Raw genomic sequence first — 15,106 nt, 5'->3', positions numbered from 1 at the left:
AGCGGCGTTCAGATCTTAGACGTCTGACCATTACCCCCTGGTTCCTTGCCATCAGACCGACTGTTTAGGAGTGGCGACCCGGTCACGCAGATAGACGGGTTGCGCGGCCTCGGACTCCGCCGACATGGCTTCGCCGCGTTGCCAGCCAGCGGCGGCCAGCACCGCCAGATCCCATGCATGGGGCAGCAGAGTGGCATCCCTCTCGCCGAGCGGCACGGCCATGCGCCCCTCGTAGCCCCAACCGGTCCCGGCGCCGAACCAGTCACCCGTGGCGTCCTCGGGCAGGGCGATGGCTTCGGGCGCCAGCACGGCTTCCACGCCTGCCAGGACCATGGCCTCGCTTTCCAGGCGGTAGCAACCCCAGTAGACCTCGTCCATGCGCGCATCGATGGCCGCGGCCACCTGGGTCACGCCCCGCTCGCGCCAGGCGCGCTGGGCGATGATCGCCAGATTCGACACCGGCAGCACCGGCCGGTCCAGCCCGAAGGCGAGGCCCTGCACCACGCCGATGGCGATCCGCACCCCGGTGAAAGCGCCAGGACCACGACCGAAGGCGATGGCATCCACCTGCGACAGACTCATGCCGGTCTCGGCCAGCACCTCCTGCACCATGGGCAGTACCCGTTGGGCATGCAGACGTGGCGCGATCTCGTAGCGATGGATGATCTCGTCGCCCAGATGCAAGGCGACCGAACAGGCTTCGGTGGCGGTGTCGAGGGCGAGCAGGATGGACATGGGGGCGAATCCGCAACGATTAGGAGGGCTGCGCATTCTAGAGGAAGACGGGACCCAAGGGGACCCGCCCATCGCTCACGACACCAGGCCGGCGTCTTGAGCGGACCACCTGCGGGCGCAGGCGGTCGGAGTCGGGATCAGTTCAGGGCTTGCAGCACCTTGGCCGTGATGGCATCCACCGAACCCACGCCTTCGATGCGGCTGCATTTGGGCGTGCCCTGGGCGGCGCCCAGCTTCTGGTAGAACGCTACCAGCGGCTTGGTTTGGGAATGATAGAGCTCCAGGCGCTTGCGAATGGTGGCTTCGCGATCGTCTTCACGCTGTACCAGCGGCTCACCGGTCACATCGTCGGTGTCGGCGATCTTCGGCGGATTGTGCTGGACGTGATAGACGCGGCCCGAACCCGGGTGCACGCGGCGACCGGACAGGCGCTGGACGATTTCTTCGTCATCGACGGCGATCTCCAGCACGTGGTCGATCTTGACGCCCGCGGCTTCGAGGGCCTCGGCCTGGGGAATGGTGCGCGGGAAGCCGTCGAACAGGAAACCCTTGGCGCAATCGGCGTCGAGGATGCGTTCGCTGATCAGGGCGATGATGATCTCGTCGGAGACCAGGCCGCCGTTGTCCATGATGTCCTTGACCTGCAGCCCCAGGGGCGTGCCGGCCTTGACCGCGGCACGCAGCATGTCGCCGGTGGAAACCTGCGGAATGCCGAATTTCTCAGTGATGAACCGGGCCTGAGTACCTTTGCCGGCACCGGGCGCTCCCAGCAGGATTACGCGCATCTGTTGCTCCTTAGAATGGTCTCGGACTGGCAGCCCGCGCAGGGCGCTGTCGCGATGATTGTTGTCGACGACACGAGACGGCCAAAGGGACCAACCATACACAGCGCCCCCTGGCCGCACAAGTTACCAAGCGTCGCAGGTGCCGGGCCCGTCCAGACGACCCCGGGCACCGGCAAAAGCGACAGTCTGTTCAACCGGTATTACGCAGTCCCGCGGCGATACCGGCCACGCTCACCAGCAGGGCCTGATCGAGCGCCGCCGGCTGGCTTTCGCCCGCCGCCCGCGCCCGGGCCAGCAACTCGATCTGCAGCAGGTGCAGCGGGTCGAGATAGGTGTTGCGCACGGCGATGAACACCAGGGTTTCCGGATGGTGTTCGAGCAACTCCCCCTGCCCGGTCAGCCGCAATACCGCCACGCCCGCCTGGCGCAGCCGCTCGCGCAGCTGGCTGCCAAGCACCTGCAGGTCCGCCTCGACCAGGCGCTCGTCATACAGCCGTGCCAGTTCGGCCTCGGCCTTGGCCAGCACCATCTCCAGCATGTCGATGCGGGTCTGGAAGAACGGCCAGCGCTCGCGCATCTCGCGCAGCAGTGGCGACTCGCCCCGCCGCTCGGCCTCTTCCAGCGCAGCTTCCCAGCCGAGCCAGGCGGGCAGCATCAAGCGGGTCTGGGTCCAGGCGAAGATCCAGGGGATGGCCCTGAGGCTTTCCACGCCTCCCTCGCGGCGCTTGGCCGGCCGACTGCCCAGCGGCAGGCGGCCCAGCTCCTGCTCCGGCGTAGCCTGGCGGAAATAGGTGACGAAGTGCGGATCCTCGCGCACCACGCCGCGATAGGACTGCAGGCTGTCGCGGGCCAGGCGATCCATCTGCTCGCGCCAGGCCGGCTCCGGGGCTGGGGGCGGCAACAGCGTGGCCTCCAGCACGGCGCCCAGATAGAGCGCCAGATTTTGCTCGGCGATGGCCGGCTGGCCGAACTTGAAGCGGATCATCTCGCCCTGTTCGGTGGTGCGGAACCGCCCGGCAACCGAGCCCGGCGGCTGCGACAGGATGGCCGCATGGGCCGGACCGCCGCCCCGCCCCACGGTGCCGCCCCGGCCATGGAACAGCAGCAGTTCCACCTCGCGGCTGGCGCAGATCTCCACCAGCGTCTCCTGGGCGCGATACTGGGCCCAGGCGGCCGTCAGGGTACCGGCGTCCTTGGCCGAATCCGAATAGCCGATCATGACCTCCTGAGGTCCGGCCAGGCGCTCGCGATAGTCGGGCAGGTCCAGCAGGCTGGCGATGGCGGTACCGGCGTGATCCAGGTCGTCGAGGGTCTCGAACAGGGGCACCACGCGCATCGGCTGGCGCACGCCGCACTCGCGCAGCAGCAGCTGCACGGCGAGCACGTCGGAGGCCGCGCCGGCCATGGAGATGACATAGGAGCCCAGGGCATCGGGCGGCGAGGCGGCAATGACGCGACAGGTGGCGAGCACCTCCTGGGTATCGGCGTCGAGCTGGGCGTCCTGGGGCAACAGCGGCCGCCGGCCACTCAGCTCCCCACGCAGGAAGTCCAGGCGCTGCTCCTCGCTCCAGGCGGCGTAGTCGCCCAGCTTCAGGTAGCGGCAGATGTCGGCCATGGCCGCGGCATGCCGCGCGGCGTCCTGCCGAATGTCCAGCCTGACCAGATAGAGCCCGAAGGTGCGCGCCCGGCGCAGGGTGTCGAGCAGGGAGCCGTCGGCGATGACGCCCAGACCGCAGCGCTGCAGGGAGTCGTAGCACAGCTGCAGCGGGGCGATCAGCTCGGCGTTGTCGCTGAGGATGTGACGGGCGCCGGCATGGGGGTCGGTGATCGCATGGGCGGCCCAGCTGCGGGTGATCTGCAGGCGTTCGCGCAGCACCTTGAGCACCTTGCGATAGGGCTCGGGGTGATCACCGGCCTGTTCGCGCAAGGCCGGACTCGCCGCCTGCATGGACAGCTCGGCGGCCAGCCGGTCGACATCGCGCAGATAGAGATCCGCGGCCATCCAGCGCGCCAGCAGCAATACCTCGCGAGTGATGGCGGCGGTGACATTGGGATTGCCGTCGCGGTCGCCGCCCATCCATGACGAGAAGCGCACCGGGGCGGCCGTCAGCGGCAGTCGTTGGCCGGTGCGTTCCTCCAGGCAGACATCCAGATTGCGCAGCAGATTGGGCACCGCCTGCCAGAGCGAATTCTCGATCACCGCGAAGCCCCACTTGGCTTCGTCCACCGGCGTCGGGCGCTGGCGACGGATCTCTTCGGTGTGCCAGGCCTCGGCGATCAGCCGGCGCAGCCGCGCCTCGATGGCGGCCACTTCGGCAGCGCTCAGGTCGCGATGATCGAGGGCGGCCAGCTGAGCGCTGATCTCGTCGTATTTCTGGATCAGGGTGCGCCGCGAAACCTCCGTGGGGTGGGCGGTCAGCACCAGATCGATGTCCAGCGCCGCGACCCGCTCGGCCAGCTCCTGCCCGGAGTGACCGGCCGCGGCCAGGCGCTCCAGCAACTCGGGCAGTACCTGCTGCTCGAAGGGTGGCGGCTCGTCCTCGGTGCGCCGTCTGACCTTGTGGTATTCCTCGGCAATGTTGGCAAGGTTGAGAAAGTGGCTGAAGGCCCGCGCCACGGGCAGCAGTTCGTCTTCGGCCAGGGTATCCAGGGTATCGCCCAATTGACGGGCGCCTTCCGCGGACCCGCCACGGGCGGCCTTGGCGCCCTTGCGAATCCGCTCGATCTTGTCGAGAAAGGCTGCGCCATGCTGGTCGGCGATGGTCTGCCCCAGGAGCTCACCCAGCAACCGCACCTGCTCGCGCAGGCGAACGTCGATTTCCACCATCTCGTGCTCCTTGAAAGTACCGGTTCGGACCTCACGGCAACCGCTGCGGTCTAGCGCAGAGGACAGCACCCTACTGCCACGGTTGCAAGCCCCGGTTTTTTGCAGGGTGCCCAGCCGTGGTCGGGCTGACCATCCGACCTTTGCCTAACCTTTCCGGAGATGCCATGAAGATTCGCGAACTCGCTCACCAATGGGAGCAGCAGACCCCCGCATCCGGCGCGACCCGCAGCTACCGTCTCGACCTGGAACTGGAGACCGCTGCCCGTCTCGAAGCCCTGTGCGAGCTCTACCCCCAGCGCACCCCCGAAGCGCTGCTCAGCGAATTGCTGGCGGCGGCGTTCGAGGAACTCGAAGCCAGCTTTCCCTACGTCAAGGGGGACGAGGTGGTCGCCACGGACGAACTGGGTGACCCCCTGTACGCGGACGCCGGGACGACGCCGCGCTTCCTCGAGCTGGCGCGTAAGCACCTGCATCAGCTGCAGACGAAAGACGGCGTCTAGACGCCGACCTGCACCTTTACCTACGGCGCTACCGCTCTGCCAAGCACTTCGGCGTCGGGCGAAATTCGATAGCCAGTGAACATTCTTGGCGGATGAGCGGTCACAGGATCAGACCGCAGCGCTGGACGAGGGCTGGTTACCAGCGCCCACTACGGCCCCCAAAAAGGACCGGGCAGGGCTTTCTTCCACTTGCGGCTTTTACTGACAAGGCGCCCGCCCTGCCCGTGCCGGCGGCGTGCTTTTAGGATCAACAACGGAGCTTGAATCCATGAAGAGTGCCACTGCCCAAAAGTCCCTGTCCAAAGCCTGCACCCTGAAACTGGCAGCCCTCGCGCTGGGCAGCTCGCTGTTGCTGGCCGGTTGCGCCGGCAATCCGCCGACCGCGCAGATGGCCGTGACCCAGTCCGCCGTCAACGAGGCCGTCAGCTCCGGTGGCAACCAGTTCGCGCCCATCGAGACCAAGTCCGCCCAGGACAAGTGGACGCAGGCCCAGACCGCGCTCTCCAACGAGAAGTACGACGAAGCCAAGCAACTGGCCGAACAGGCCGAATGGGATGCCCGCCTGGCCACCCGCAAGACCCAGGCCGCCAAGGCCGACGCCGCACTGAAGGATGCCCAGAACAGCATCCAGCAGATCCGTGAGGAAGGTCAGATCAACCTGCAGCTCCAGCAGAACCTGCAGAAGAAGGTCCAGCAGTAAGCGACCGCCCCTTTCCTCCCTTCACGAATTCAAAGGACAACCATCATGCGTAAACACATTCTGATCCCTGCCGTGTCGCTGCTCAGCCTGGCCCTGGCCGCGTGCTCCACGCCGCCCAACCCCAACCTGGAACAGGCCAAGTCCGACTATTCCGCGCTGGAGTCCCAGCCCCAGGCTGCCCAGCTGGCCGCCCTGGAAACCAAGGACGCCGGTACCTGGCTGCAGAAGGCCGAGAAGGCCTACAAGGACGGTGAAAACGAGAAGACCGTCGACCAGCTGGCCTACCTGACCAATCAGCGCATCCAGACGGCCATGCAGACCATCAAGCTGCGCATGACCGAAGCCCAGATGCAGAGTGTCGACGCTGAGCGCACCCAGGCCCGCCTGGATGCTCGTACCGCCCAGCTCAAGCAGCTGCAGGATGCCCTGCAGGCCAAGCAGACCGAGCGCGGCACCGTGGTGACCTTCGGCAATGTGCTGTTCGACTTCAACAAGGCCGAACTCAAGCCCCAGGGCTATGCCAATGCTCAGAAGCTGGCCGAGTACCTGAAGCAGAATCCCGAGCGCAAGGTGATCGTCGAGGGTTACACCGACAGCGTCGGCAGCGACTCCTACAACCAGCAACTGTCCGAGCGTCGCGCCCAGGCCATCCAGACCGCGTTGATCAGCGCCGGTGTCGAGCCGAGCCGCATCCAGACCCGTGGCTATGGCAAGGCCTTCCCCGTGGCCAGCAACAGCAACGCCTCCGACCGCGCGCTGAATCGCCGCGTGGAAGTGACCATCTCCAACGATGCCAACCCGGTCGCCCCGCGCATGTAATCTCTGCGTAGGACGACAAGACCCCGCCTAGGCGGGGTCTTTTTTTGTCCGCAGTTCCTGCTAGCGGCGCTTGCCACCCAGCAGGGACCCGAGCAGACCGCGCACCAGCTGGCGACCCAGCTGATTCGCCGCCTGCCGGGCCGCGCTCCTGATCGCCTGGCCAGCCAGTTCGCCTACCAGATTGCCCAGCGCACCACCCTGCCCTTTTGGCGCCGTCTCGACCACAGGCGCCTCTGCGGGCAGGCGCTCGGCCTGACGGTCGCGCAGGATCTCATAGGCCGACTGGCGGTCCACCGGCCGGTCGTAGCGCCCCGCCTGGGGCGACTGACGAATCAACGTCTGGCGCTCGTTTTCGCCCAGCGGACCGACCCGCGACTGCGGTGGCGCGATGGCCACCCGCTGGACCATCGCGGGAGTGCCTTTATCTTCCAGGCTCCCCACCAGGGCCTCGCCGATGCCAAGTTCGGTCAGCACCTGCAGGCTATCGAAGGCTGGATTGGGGCGGAAGCCATCCGCCACCGCACGCAGGGCCTTCTGCTCTCGGGCGGTAAAGGCGCGCAGACCATGCTGGATGCGCAGCCCCAGCTGGGCCAGGATGGCGTCCGGCAGATCGGCAGGCGACTGAGTGACGAAATAGACGCCGACGCCCTTGGAACGGATCAGCCGCACCACCTGCTCCAGGCGCTCGCGCAAGGCTTTGGGCGTATCACCAAACAGCAGGTGCGCTTCGTCGAAGAACAGCGCCAGTACCGGCTTTTCGGCATCGCCGCGCTCAGGCAGTTGCTCGAAGAGCTCGGCCAGCAGCCAGATCAGAAAGGTGGCATAGACCTTGGGTGCCTCGTGCACCAGCCGGGTGGCGTCGAGCAAGTGGATACGCCCACGGCCATCGGCCTCGGGGCGCAGTACGTCTTCCAGTTGCAGCGCCGGTTCGCCGAAGAAGGCCTCGGCGCCCTGCTGCTCCAGGGTCGCCAGGCGCCGCAACAACGCCTGGGCCGAAGCGCCAGTGAACAGGGCGCGGTCTTCGCCAAGGATTTCGGGCTGTTCGCGCAAGTGATTGAGGACTGCCTTGAGATCCTTGAGGTCGAGCAGCAGCAGGCCTTCACGATCGGCTACCTTGAAGGCGGCGTGCAAGGCGGCTTGCTGGCTGTCGGTCAGTTCCAGCAGATTGCCCAGCAGCAGCGGCCCCATCTCGCTCAGGGTAGTGCGCAGCGGATGGCCGCGCAGGCCATCGATGTCCCAGAGCGTGACCGGATAGGCCTGGGACTGATGCGGTAGCCCCTGGACAGCGATGCGCTCGGCCAGCTTGCCCTGGGGCGTGCCGGCTGCACCCAGGCCGCAGAGATCGCCCTTGATGTCGGCGGCGAACACGGCGACGCCCGCCTCGCTGAAGGCTTCGGCGAGGCGCTGCAGGGTCACGGTCTTGCCGGTACCCGTGGCCCCGGCGATGAGGCCATGGCGGTTGGCCAGCTTGAGAGGATGACCGAGGGGTTGGCCATCGGGCCAGGTACCAAGGATCAGCTGAGGCGTCGAGGACATGGCGCAGCTCCGTAACGGTTCTGCGCCCAGCTTAACCCGAGTGCCGGCAATGGTCAGGTGCGGTTGCGGATGCGCTCGACGATGGCGGTGGTGGAACTGTTCTCCACCAGGCCGAGGATGCGGACTTCGCCGCCGTAGCCCTGCACGATCTGGGCACCGACCACCTCTTCCACGCTCTTGTAGTCGCCGCCCTTGACCAAGACATCCGGCCGTACCTGTTCGAGCAGGCGCTCCGGGGTGTTCTCGCTGAAGGGAATGACCCAATCCACCGCGCCCAGACCTGCCAGCACGGCCATGCGCCGGTCGACGCTGTTGATCGGCCGACCCGGTCCCTTGAGGCGGGTGACCGAGGCGTCGTCGTTGACCGCCACGATCAGCCGATCGCCCTGGGCGCGCGCCTGTTCCAGATAAGTCACGTGACCGGCATGAAGGATGTCGAAGCAGCCGTTGGTGAAGACGATGTTCTCGCCGTGGGCACGGGCATCCTCGATGGCCAGTTGCAACTGCTCCAGGGTCAGGACACCGCGCTCGGAGCCTTCCGAGCGCTGCACCGCGCGCCGCAGTTCGGGGGCGCTGATGGCGGCGGTACCCAACTTGCCGACCACGATGCCGGCGGCCAGGTTGGCCAGGGCCACGGCCTGGGGCAGCTCCTCGCCGGCCGCCAGGGCGGCGGCCAGGGTGGAGATCACGGTATCGCCAGCGCCGGTGACATCGAACACTTCGCGAGCGCGGGCCGGCAGGTGCAATGCCGCCTGGCCAGGACGCAGCAGGGTCATGCCATGCTCGCCACGGGTCACCAGCAAGGCGCCCAGATCCAGGCGCGCCATTAGCTCATTACCCTTGGCGACCAGCTCGGCGTCATCGGCGCAGACGCCGACGATGGCTTCGAATTCGGACAGATTCGGCGTGATCAGGCTGGCGCCGCGATAGATGGAAAAGTCCTTGCCCTTGGGATCGGCCAGCACCGGGATATTGCGCGCCCTGGCCAGCTGGATCAGCGCCTGATGGTTCTTCAGCGCGCCCTTGCCATAGTCGGACAGCACCAGCACCTTGACCCCGGCCAGCATGGCGGCGGTGTCCGAGGCCAGCGCCTGGGCATCGGTGTCGAAGGGCTCTTCGAAGTCGACGCGGATCAGCTGCTGATGGCGACTCATGATGCGCAGCTTGACGATGGTCGGCTGCTGGGCGATGCGCTGGAAACGCACCTGTACATGGGCGGCTCTCAGGCTGTCGGTGAGAGCGTCGGCGGCCTCGTCCTGGCCGGTGACGCCGACCAGATAGGCTGGCGCGCCCAGGGCAGCGATATTGAGGGCGACGTTGGCCGCGCCACCGGGACGATCCTCGTGCTGGTCGACGCGCACCACGGGTACCGGCGCCTCGGGAGAGATCCGCGAGGTGGTGCCGTGCCAGTAGCGGTCGAGCATCACGTCACCGACCACCAGGACCGGCGCGAGATCGAAGCGAGGCATGGTCAGCTTCATAGGGACAGGCTCCAAAGCGCGAAAATGGCGGCGATCATAGCATAGGGGCCAAGGCGCCCCGGAAGCGCCTGCCCGTGGGGACGCCGGGCGCTCAGGGCGTGCGGCGGCTGATCCAGAACAGCTCGTGACGGCGCACGGCCTTGCGGAAGAACTCGTCTTCGCCGGTACGCGGCCAGCGGCGCCCGGCCAGCAGCCACTGGATGGCGCGGCGCAGCCGTTTCTTGGCCGGCAGCGGCACCAGCAGGTCGTGCTGCATGCCCAGGGCCATGGCCTTGTCCAGCCGCCGTTCGGGCGTCAGCAATGGACTCCAGGGTACCAGCGGCGTGGGCGTATCGATGGCCGGCGGCAGGGCAATGCCGCCCTCGGCCGGGCCCATGGGCCAACGATCGTTGTCGTGCAGGTGGTTGGCGTAGAGCAGTTCGAACTCGGGCTGCCAGTCGCTCGCGCTCATGGCTTCGCGCAGGGCCTGGGTGCTGGCCACGTGATCGGCATGGGGATCGATCTCCGGATGCGGCAGCACCACCACCTCGGGGCGGAAGTGCTCCAGCAGGGCCACCAGATCCGCCACCAGATTGGGCCAGGTCGGGGCGCCATCGGCATCCCCAGGCAGTGTCAGGGCGTTATGGCCACGAGCGCTGCGAACATCGCTGTCACCGGACTCGCGGGAGCCGAAGGCGGCATCCGGCGCCTGACGCATGGCCGGCAGTTGCAGGCAGTAGTAGCCCAGCTGGACGCAACGCTCCGGCGGCACCCCGCCCCACAGTGGGGTGGCCAGGCTGTCCCAGGTGCGCAGCCGGCCCTTGAGCCGAGCGGCTGCCTGACGGTCGAGGCCCAGGCGCTGGTAGTGCTCGGCCTCGATCTCGCCCTGGGTCAGGGTGACGATGCTGGCTTCCCGCACCTGGCTGTAGAGCCCGAAGGCGGCCAGCTCGGCATCGTCGGCGTGGGGCGCGATGACCATCACCCGCTTGGCGCTGAAATCCGGCTGGGCGAAGACGTGCAGACGCAGCTCGCCTTGCAGGCGACAGAAGCGGGTCCAGAGGTGCAAGTCGCCACGGCGCAGGGCCTCGGCGTAACCGCTGAGATTGACATAGCGACGCCCGGCCACGCCGCGCTCGAAGTCCTGACGATCGCTATCGTTGCCCGCCCGCAGCCGCACCTGGGGATCCAGCAGTCGGCCGAGCCAACCGGCACGCAGGCGGCACTCCATGAACAGCGTCAGCTCGCCCGGCGGCAATTCCACTGCCGCCAGCCGGCCCTGTTGCAGATGCAGGCCCAGCACCAGGGTATCGGCGGGGAACTGGTAGCTGTAGTTGTCGCGCGGCGAATAGAAGAGGTGATCGGCGAACCAGGCCTCGTGGCCGAGCCAGACCAGCAGCGCCAGCAGCGGCGCGCTCCACCAGGGCCCCAGCAGCAGACAGCCGAGCAGCACCCCGACGATGACCAGCAGGGCCAGCCGCTTGTGCCGGCGATGACGTTTGAGCAAGGCTTGTTTGCGGGCGCTCATCTCAGCTCTCGAAGACGGTGACGCGGTGGCACCAGCGATCCTTGTAATCGCGGTCGGCACGGCCGAAGGAGTAGCGTAGCGCCTTGCCCAGGGTCCGGGCATCCTGCCAGGCGGCCTGGGTGTTCAGATAGGTGAGGACGCTACCGGGACTCAGGTCGCTGGAAGCGGGGTCGACACCGCCGTTGACGTACTCGACGCTGATCCATTCAGGCGCTTCCACCCGATAGAGCACCTGGATGGCCACGGGGCGCTCGCCGAGCATCAGCAGCGAACCGGTCATGAATTCGCGCAGCAGGGCGAACACCTCGGCCAGGCGCTCCTTGCCCGGCACCTCGAAGCCCCAGCGCGCCTCGAACAGCTCTGCATAGATCCGCGCCTGCTCGGTGCTATCCAGTTCGGCCATGGGTATGGCGCGGCCGCCAGCATCTTCAAAGAGCCGCTGCTCGCGGCGCTGGTTGTAACGGAACTTCTTCGACCAAGCTTCCGGCTCACGGAGCATGGCCAGCTCTTCGCTCTGCCGCCGCAGACCGGCGAAGCGCTCGGCGCACAGCGGCGACAGGTAGCGGGCGCGCTGGCGCAGGGGGGCAGCAGCGCCCGCAGCGGCAGGCAGGATGATCTCGGCGTTGCCCAGGTCGAACAGGGCGCGCTGGCGGCGTTTCTTCAGCACGGTGCGCGAGAGCGCCAGTTCGCGCCCCCAACAGGGCACCGCGGCCTGCCAGCCATCCTCGCCGGGCCAGCCCAGGTAACGCACTGGAATCCCGGCCAGCTCGGCCAGGCGCGCGATGATCTCGGGGTGAGTCGCGACACTGCCGCCATGGCGCTGCCAGGTGGCGGCGTAGTCGGCGGCGGAAATCGTCGTCCAGCCGCGTTCGCGCCAGAATCGGAATCTATTCAGCATGGGACGCGGGCGCCGCAGGGGCGACTTCCTCGAATTGCTTGGCGTGCAGGCGCGCGTAGTAGCCATTGAGCGCCAACAGCTCGTGGTGGCTACCGCGTTCGACGATACGGCCGTTGTCCATGACCAGGATCAGGTCGGCCTTCTCGATGGTCGAGAGACGGTGGGCGATCACCAGGGTGGTGCGGCCCTGCATGACCCGGTCCAACGCCGCCTGGATGTGACGCTCGGATTCGGTATCCAGCGCCGAGGTGGCCTCGTCGAGGATCAGCAGCGGCGCGTTCTTCAGCAGCGCCCGGGCGATGGCCAGCCGCTGACGCTGACCGCCGGAGAGCAGCACGCCATTCTCGCCGACCTGGGTGTCGTACTGCTGCGGCAGGCGCTGGATGAATTCGTCGGCATAGGCCGCCTCGGCTGCCGCCTTGACCTGGTCCATGGGCGCCCCGGCCAGGTCGCCATAGGCAATGTTGTTGGTGACGCTGTCGTTGAACAGGGTGACATGCTGGGTCACCAGGGCAATGTGCCGGCGCAGGTTGTTCAGTCGATAGTCCTGGATCTCCAGGCCGTCGAGGAGGATCTCGCCCTCTTCATGCTGATAGAAGCGCGGAATGAGATTGGCAAGCGTCGACTTGCCACTGCCCGAGCGGCCCACCAGGGCCACCATCTGCCCAGGCTCGGCGGCGAAGTCGATCCCTTCCAGTACGGGCTTGTCGGTGCCCGGGTAACGGAAGGTCAGGTTGCGTACTTCAAGGCGACCCTGGACGCGCTCGCGCTCTTCGCGGCCATCGTCACGCTCGGCGGGCTCGTCGAGCTGTTCGAAGATGCTTTCCGCACCGGCCACGCCGCGCTGGATGGTGGAACTGACCTCGGAGAGCTGGCGGATCGGCTTGGGCAAGAGGCCGGCCATGGTGATGTAGGCGACCAGGTCACCGGCAGAGGCTTCGCCGCGCAGCCAGAGCACCAGGAACATCAGCACCGCCATGGCCGAGTAGATCACCAGCTGCAGCATGGGCGTATAGACCGCGCCGGTCTTGGTCATGGTCAGCTGCTTGTCGGTGTTGGCCATGCTGGAATCGAGGAAGCGCTGCTGCTCGTAGGTCTCGCCGCCAAAGCTGCGCACCACCCGATAGCCCTGGATGGCCTCGGAGGTGATGTGGGTGACGTCACCCATGGCCGACTGGATCTTGCTGCTCTGCTTGCGGAACTTGCGGCTGGCGCTGGTCACCATCAGGGCGATCAGCGGCAGGATGGCGACCATCACCAGGGTCAGCTTCCAGTTCATCCACAGCAGGGATGCGAACAGGAAGATCACGGTCATGCCCTCGCGGATCACCACCTTGATCGCCTCGGTGGCGGCACCGGTGACCATGGTGACGTTGAAGGTGATGCGCGAGATCAGGTGGCCCGAGTTGTTGGCGTCGAAATAGCGATTGGGCAGACGCAGCATGTGGTTGAACAGCGCCACCCGCAGGTCGTGCACCAGGCCAAGGGAGACCCGCGCCAGGAAGTAGTTGCCGAGAAAGGAACCGACACCCTGCCAGGCGGCGATCAGGATGATCATCAGCGGCACCGCTTGTACCAGGTGCAGGCCACCGACGATGGGCCAGCCCGGAAACATGGAGGCGTTGGGATTGTTCAGGCCATCGACGAAGTACTTGAGGATGCCGGCCAGCATCGGCTGGGTGGAGGCGAAGATCAGAAAGCCGACGATACTCAGGGCGAACATGCCGATGTAGGGCCGCACGTAGCCGAGCAGGCGGAAATAGATCTTCAGGCTGGAAGTCTGTGCAGGGGAGTCTTGGCTCATGGTCTCGTCGTGACGCAAAAGCGCCATGTTAACACGCACCCGCCGCCGACCCAGCGGCCGGATTTTCCGCTAGGCTTGCCCTCCCCTGCTCCGGAACGTCCGTCATGCAACCGCTCATCGCCACCTTTGCCGAACTCAAGGACCATTGGCGCGTGGAGGTGCTCGAGGCGCCCGGCAAGCCAATCCGGATCAAGCGCCTGCTGCGGCGCGTGGCGGCGAAAGAGAGCCCGAGCTTTCTGTTCTGGTATCGCCTGGCGCAATTTCTCTACTGCCGCCCACGCGGCCTGCTCAACTACCGCAAGCTGGCCGAGCGGATCAATCGCCGGCTGATCCGCCAGCACAATATCGAGATCCTGCTGGGCGCGCGCATCGCGCCGGGACTGCGCCTCCCCCACCGCATGGGCATCTGTGTCTCCAATCTGGCCGTGATCGGGCGCAACGTGATGATCCGTCAGCACACCACCATAGGCATCAAGAGCGACGATCCGGCGCGGCTGGTGGGCATCTTCATCGGTGACAACGTCAGCCTTGGCGCCCACGTCTGCATCGTTGGCGACCACCTGACCATCGGCGACAACGTGGTGGTTGGCGCCGGTGCCCTGGTCATGCGCGACATCCCCGCCGACAGCCTCTACTACAGTCGCCACGAGGCGGTGATCCGTCCGCTACCCGGCGCTACGCCCGGGGATGACGGCCTCTGAAGACGGTCTGCAGCATCCGCGGCAGGACGCCATACAGATAGGGACGGTTGCCCAGCAACTGCCGCCCGAGGTAGCGCAGCACCTTGCCGCGAGAGGCGCCCTTGTAGTGCAGCCGCAGCAGCAGGGCGACGTAGAACTTCTCGATGTCGCGAAAGCGCCGCTGGGCCGGGGTTTCCGCTTCCAGTTCGGATAGCGAATGATCCAGTATGCCGGCACACAGCAAGTCGACGGACGCTTCCCGGGCCAGTGCCTGGACCCTCAGGAAAAAGGAGACGTCGACCCCATAGAGGGCAAAGCGCTCGTCGAAGACATCGCCATGGCGAGCAGCGATACGCGCGGCCAACCTCTGGGACAGGCACAAGCCAGAGCTGATGGTGACGGTGGCCCGAGGATCCAGGGGCCCCTCCTCGGTCACCACCGTCTTGAACTGGTGAGGATAGCGAATGGCCCCCGCCCCCAGCACCAGGGGCACCAGCAACTCGGCTTCCCGTCCAAGCGCCTGCAGATAGCGCTCGTCCACCACAGTGTCCTGATCGAAGACCACCAGGCGTTTCGCGTCCAGCCGCAGCGCCTCGTTGTACACCCGACTCAGGGGCGGATTGCCGAGGTCTTCCCGGATGAGCACCTCCGCCCAGCCCGGTGCGGCCAGCAGCCACTGGCGTTCCGTCTCCTCCAGGGCCTGGGGCCCGTTGTTCCAGACCAACAGGGCACTGTCGGCCGGCAGGCTGGCGACGGGCTGCGCCAGCAGACTGTTCAGGGTGGCCGATTCCTTCGGGCGCAAGCCATAGAGGACGACGAGAAAGAGCGTTCGCATGC

The 15,106-nt window shown here is 66.7% G+C and carries 13 protein-coding genes; 4 read left to right on the top strand and 9 right to left on the bottom strand.

Translation table 11 applies throughout. The features are described from left to right. Positions 1–51: 51 nt before the first annotated feature. From tsaB to ppc, 3 genes are all read right to left on the bottom strand, one after another. Positions 52–735 carry a tRNA (adenosine(37)-N6)-threonylcarbamoyltransferase complex dimerization subunit type 1 TsaB gene (gene tsaB / locus ACUCV0_RS16090; protein WP_323149312.1) on the bottom strand — a complete coding sequence of 228 codons (684 nt, stop codon included), beginning with the start codon at positions 733–735 and terminating at the stop codon, positions 52–54. 137 nt (positions 736–872) lie between these two features. Continuing rightward, on the bottom strand, positions 873–1,520 hold the full coding sequence (adk, locus tag ACUCV0_RS16085) for an adenylate kinase (RefSeq protein ID WP_482213119.1): 648 nt from the start codon (positions 1,518–1,520) through the stop codon (positions 873–875). A 190-nt stretch (positions 1,521–1,710) separates the two neighbouring features. Beyond that, positions 1,711–4,347: a phosphoenolpyruvate carboxylase gene (gene ppc / locus ACUCV0_RS16080; protein ID WP_482213118.1), complete on the bottom strand. Its 2,637-nt coding sequence runs from the start codon at positions 4,345–4,347 to the stop codon at positions 1,711–1,713. A gap of 164 nt (positions 4,348–4,511) precedes the next feature. Here ppc and ACUCV0_RS16075 point away from each other — a divergent pair, with 164 nt between their 5' ends. The 3 genes from ACUCV0_RS16075 to lptF all read left to right on the top strand — a co-directional run bounded on the left by ACUCV0_RS16075 (position 4,512) and on the right by lptF (position 6,366). Continuing rightward, positions 4,512–4,847 (top strand): hypothetical protein, encoded by a 336-nt coding sequence (locus tag ACUCV0_RS16075; RefSeq protein ID WP_059313729.1) that lies wholly within the window; start codon positions 4,512–4,514, stop codon positions 4,845–4,847. A gap of 268 nt (positions 4,848–5,115) precedes the next feature. Beyond that, a complete protein-coding gene (locus ACUCV0_RS16070) occupies positions 5,116–5,547 on the top strand; it encodes a DUF4398 domain-containing protein (protein ID WP_007161972.1) in 432 nt (143 codons plus the stop codon). A gap of 45 nt (positions 5,548–5,592) precedes the next feature. Beyond that, positions 5,593–6,366 (top strand): lipotoxin F family OmpA-related lipoprotein LptF, encoded by a 774-nt coding sequence (lptF, locus tag ACUCV0_RS16065; RefSeq protein ID WP_059313728.1) that lies wholly within the window; start codon positions 5,593–5,595, stop codon positions 6,364–6,366. A gap of 60 nt (positions 6,367–6,426) precedes the next feature. On the opposite strand, the gene ACUCV0_RS16060 is transcribed toward lptF, so the two are convergent. The 5 genes from ACUCV0_RS16060 to msbA form a co-directional block, all read right to left on the bottom strand. Continuing rightward, a complete protein-coding gene (locus ACUCV0_RS16060) occupies positions 6,427–7,902 on the bottom strand; it encodes a helicase HerA-like domain-containing protein (RefSeq protein ID WP_482213117.1) in 1,476 nt (491 codons plus the stop codon). Between the two features lie 53 nt (positions 7,903–7,955). Beyond that, complete coding sequence (hldE, locus tag ACUCV0_RS16055) at positions 7,956–9,383, bottom strand: bifunctional D-glycero-beta-D-manno-heptose-7-phosphate kinase/D-glycero-beta-D-manno-heptose 1-phosphate adenylyltransferase HldE (RefSeq protein WP_271653995.1); 1,428 nt, start codon at positions 9,381–9,383, stop codon at positions 7,956–7,958. Positions 9,384–9,474: 91 nt separating this feature from the next. Then, positions 9,475–10,887 (bottom strand): PIG-L deacetylase family protein, encoded by a 1,413-nt coding sequence (locus tag ACUCV0_RS16050; protein WP_482213116.1) that lies wholly within the window; start codon positions 10,885–10,887, stop codon positions 9,475–9,477. Position 10,888: 1 nt separating this feature from the next. Beyond that, positions 10,889–11,785, bottom strand: coding sequence for a GNAT family N-acetyltransferase (locus ACUCV0_RS16045; RefSeq protein WP_482213115.1), 897 nt, complete (start codon positions 11,783–11,785; stop codon positions 10,889–10,891). Continuing rightward, on the bottom strand, positions 11,775–13,589 hold the full coding sequence (gene msbA, locus ACUCV0_RS16040; RefSeq protein WP_323149306.1) for a lipid A export permease/ATP-binding protein MsbA: 1,815 nt from the start codon (positions 13,587–13,589) through the stop codon (positions 11,775–11,777). The genes ACUCV0_RS16045 and msbA overlap by 11 nt, the downstream gene beginning before the upstream one ends. A gap of 104 nt (positions 13,590–13,693) precedes the next feature. Between msbA and ACUCV0_RS16035 the strand changes: the two genes are divergently transcribed. Continuing rightward, the gene (locus tag ACUCV0_RS16035) at positions 13,694–14,290 is read left to right on the top strand and encodes a serine acetyltransferase (RefSeq protein ID WP_434775856.1); all 597 of its coding nucleotides are present in this window, start codon (positions 13,694–13,696) and stop codon (positions 14,288–14,290) included. Here ACUCV0_RS16035 and ACUCV0_RS16030 read toward each other — a convergent pair. Continuing rightward, on the bottom strand, positions 14,265–15,104 hold the full coding sequence (locus tag ACUCV0_RS16030; RefSeq protein WP_482213114.1) for a glycosyltransferase family protein: 840 nt from the start codon (positions 15,102–15,104) through the stop codon (positions 14,265–14,267). The genes ACUCV0_RS16035 and ACUCV0_RS16030 overlap by 26 nt on opposite strands. Between the last annotated feature and the right edge of the window lie 2 nt (positions 15,105–15,106).

This window comes from Pseudomonas sp. VMV1, from assembly GCF_056790235.1.
Note: the sequence above shows the minus strand (reverse complement) of the source record. Positions and strands in the feature narration are given on the sequence as shown.

Excerpts from the sequence above, each read along its gene's own strand:
- tsaB (WP_323149312.1), bottom strand. The coding sequence starts at position 735 with ATGTCCATCCTGCTCGCCCTCGACACCGCCACCGAAGCCTGTTCGGTC.
- adk (WP_482213119.1), bottom strand. The coding sequence starts at position 1,520 with ATGCGCGTAATCCTGCTGGGAGCGCCCGGTGCCGGCAAAGGTACTCAG.
- ppc (WP_482213118.1), bottom strand. The coding sequence starts at position 4,347 with ATGGTGGAAATCGACGTTCGCCTGCGCGAGCAGGTGCGGTTGCTGGGT.
- ACUCV0_RS16075 (WP_059313729.1), top strand. The coding sequence starts at position 4,512 with ATGAAGATTCGCGAACTCGCTCACCAATGGGAGCAGCAGACCCCCGCA.
- ACUCV0_RS16070 (WP_007161972.1), top strand. The coding sequence starts at position 5,116 with ATGAAGAGTGCCACTGCCCAAAAGTCCCTGTCCAAAGCCTGCACCCTG.
- lptF (WP_059313728.1), top strand. The coding sequence starts at position 5,593 with ATGCGTAAACACATTCTGATCCCTGCCGTGTCGCTGCTCAGCCTGGCC.
- ACUCV0_RS16060 (WP_482213117.1), bottom strand. The coding sequence starts at position 7,902 with ATGTCCTCGACGCCTCAGCTGATCCTTGGTACCTGGCCCGATGGCCAA.
- hldE (WP_271653995.1), bottom strand. The coding sequence starts at position 9,383 with ATGAAGCTGACCATGCCTCGCTTCGATCTCGCGCCGGTCCTGGTGGTC.
- ACUCV0_RS16050 (WP_482213116.1), bottom strand. The coding sequence starts at position 10,887 with ATGAGCGCCCGCAAACAAGCCTTGCTCAAACGTCATCGCCGGCACAAG.
- ACUCV0_RS16045 (WP_482213115.1), bottom strand. The coding sequence starts at position 11,785 with ATGCTGAATAGATTCCGATTCTGGCGCGAACGCGGCTGGACGACGATT.
- msbA (WP_323149306.1), bottom strand. The coding sequence starts at position 13,589 with ATGAGCCAAGACTCCCCTGCACAGACTTCCAGCCTGAAGATCTATTTC.
- ACUCV0_RS16035 (WP_434775856.1), top strand. The coding sequence starts at position 13,694 with ATGCAACCGCTCATCGCCACCTTTGCCGAACTCAAGGACCATTGGCGC.
- ACUCV0_RS16030 (WP_482213114.1), bottom strand. The coding sequence starts at position 15,104 with ATGCGAACGCTCTTTCTCGTCGTCCTCTATGGCTTGCGCCCGAAGGAA.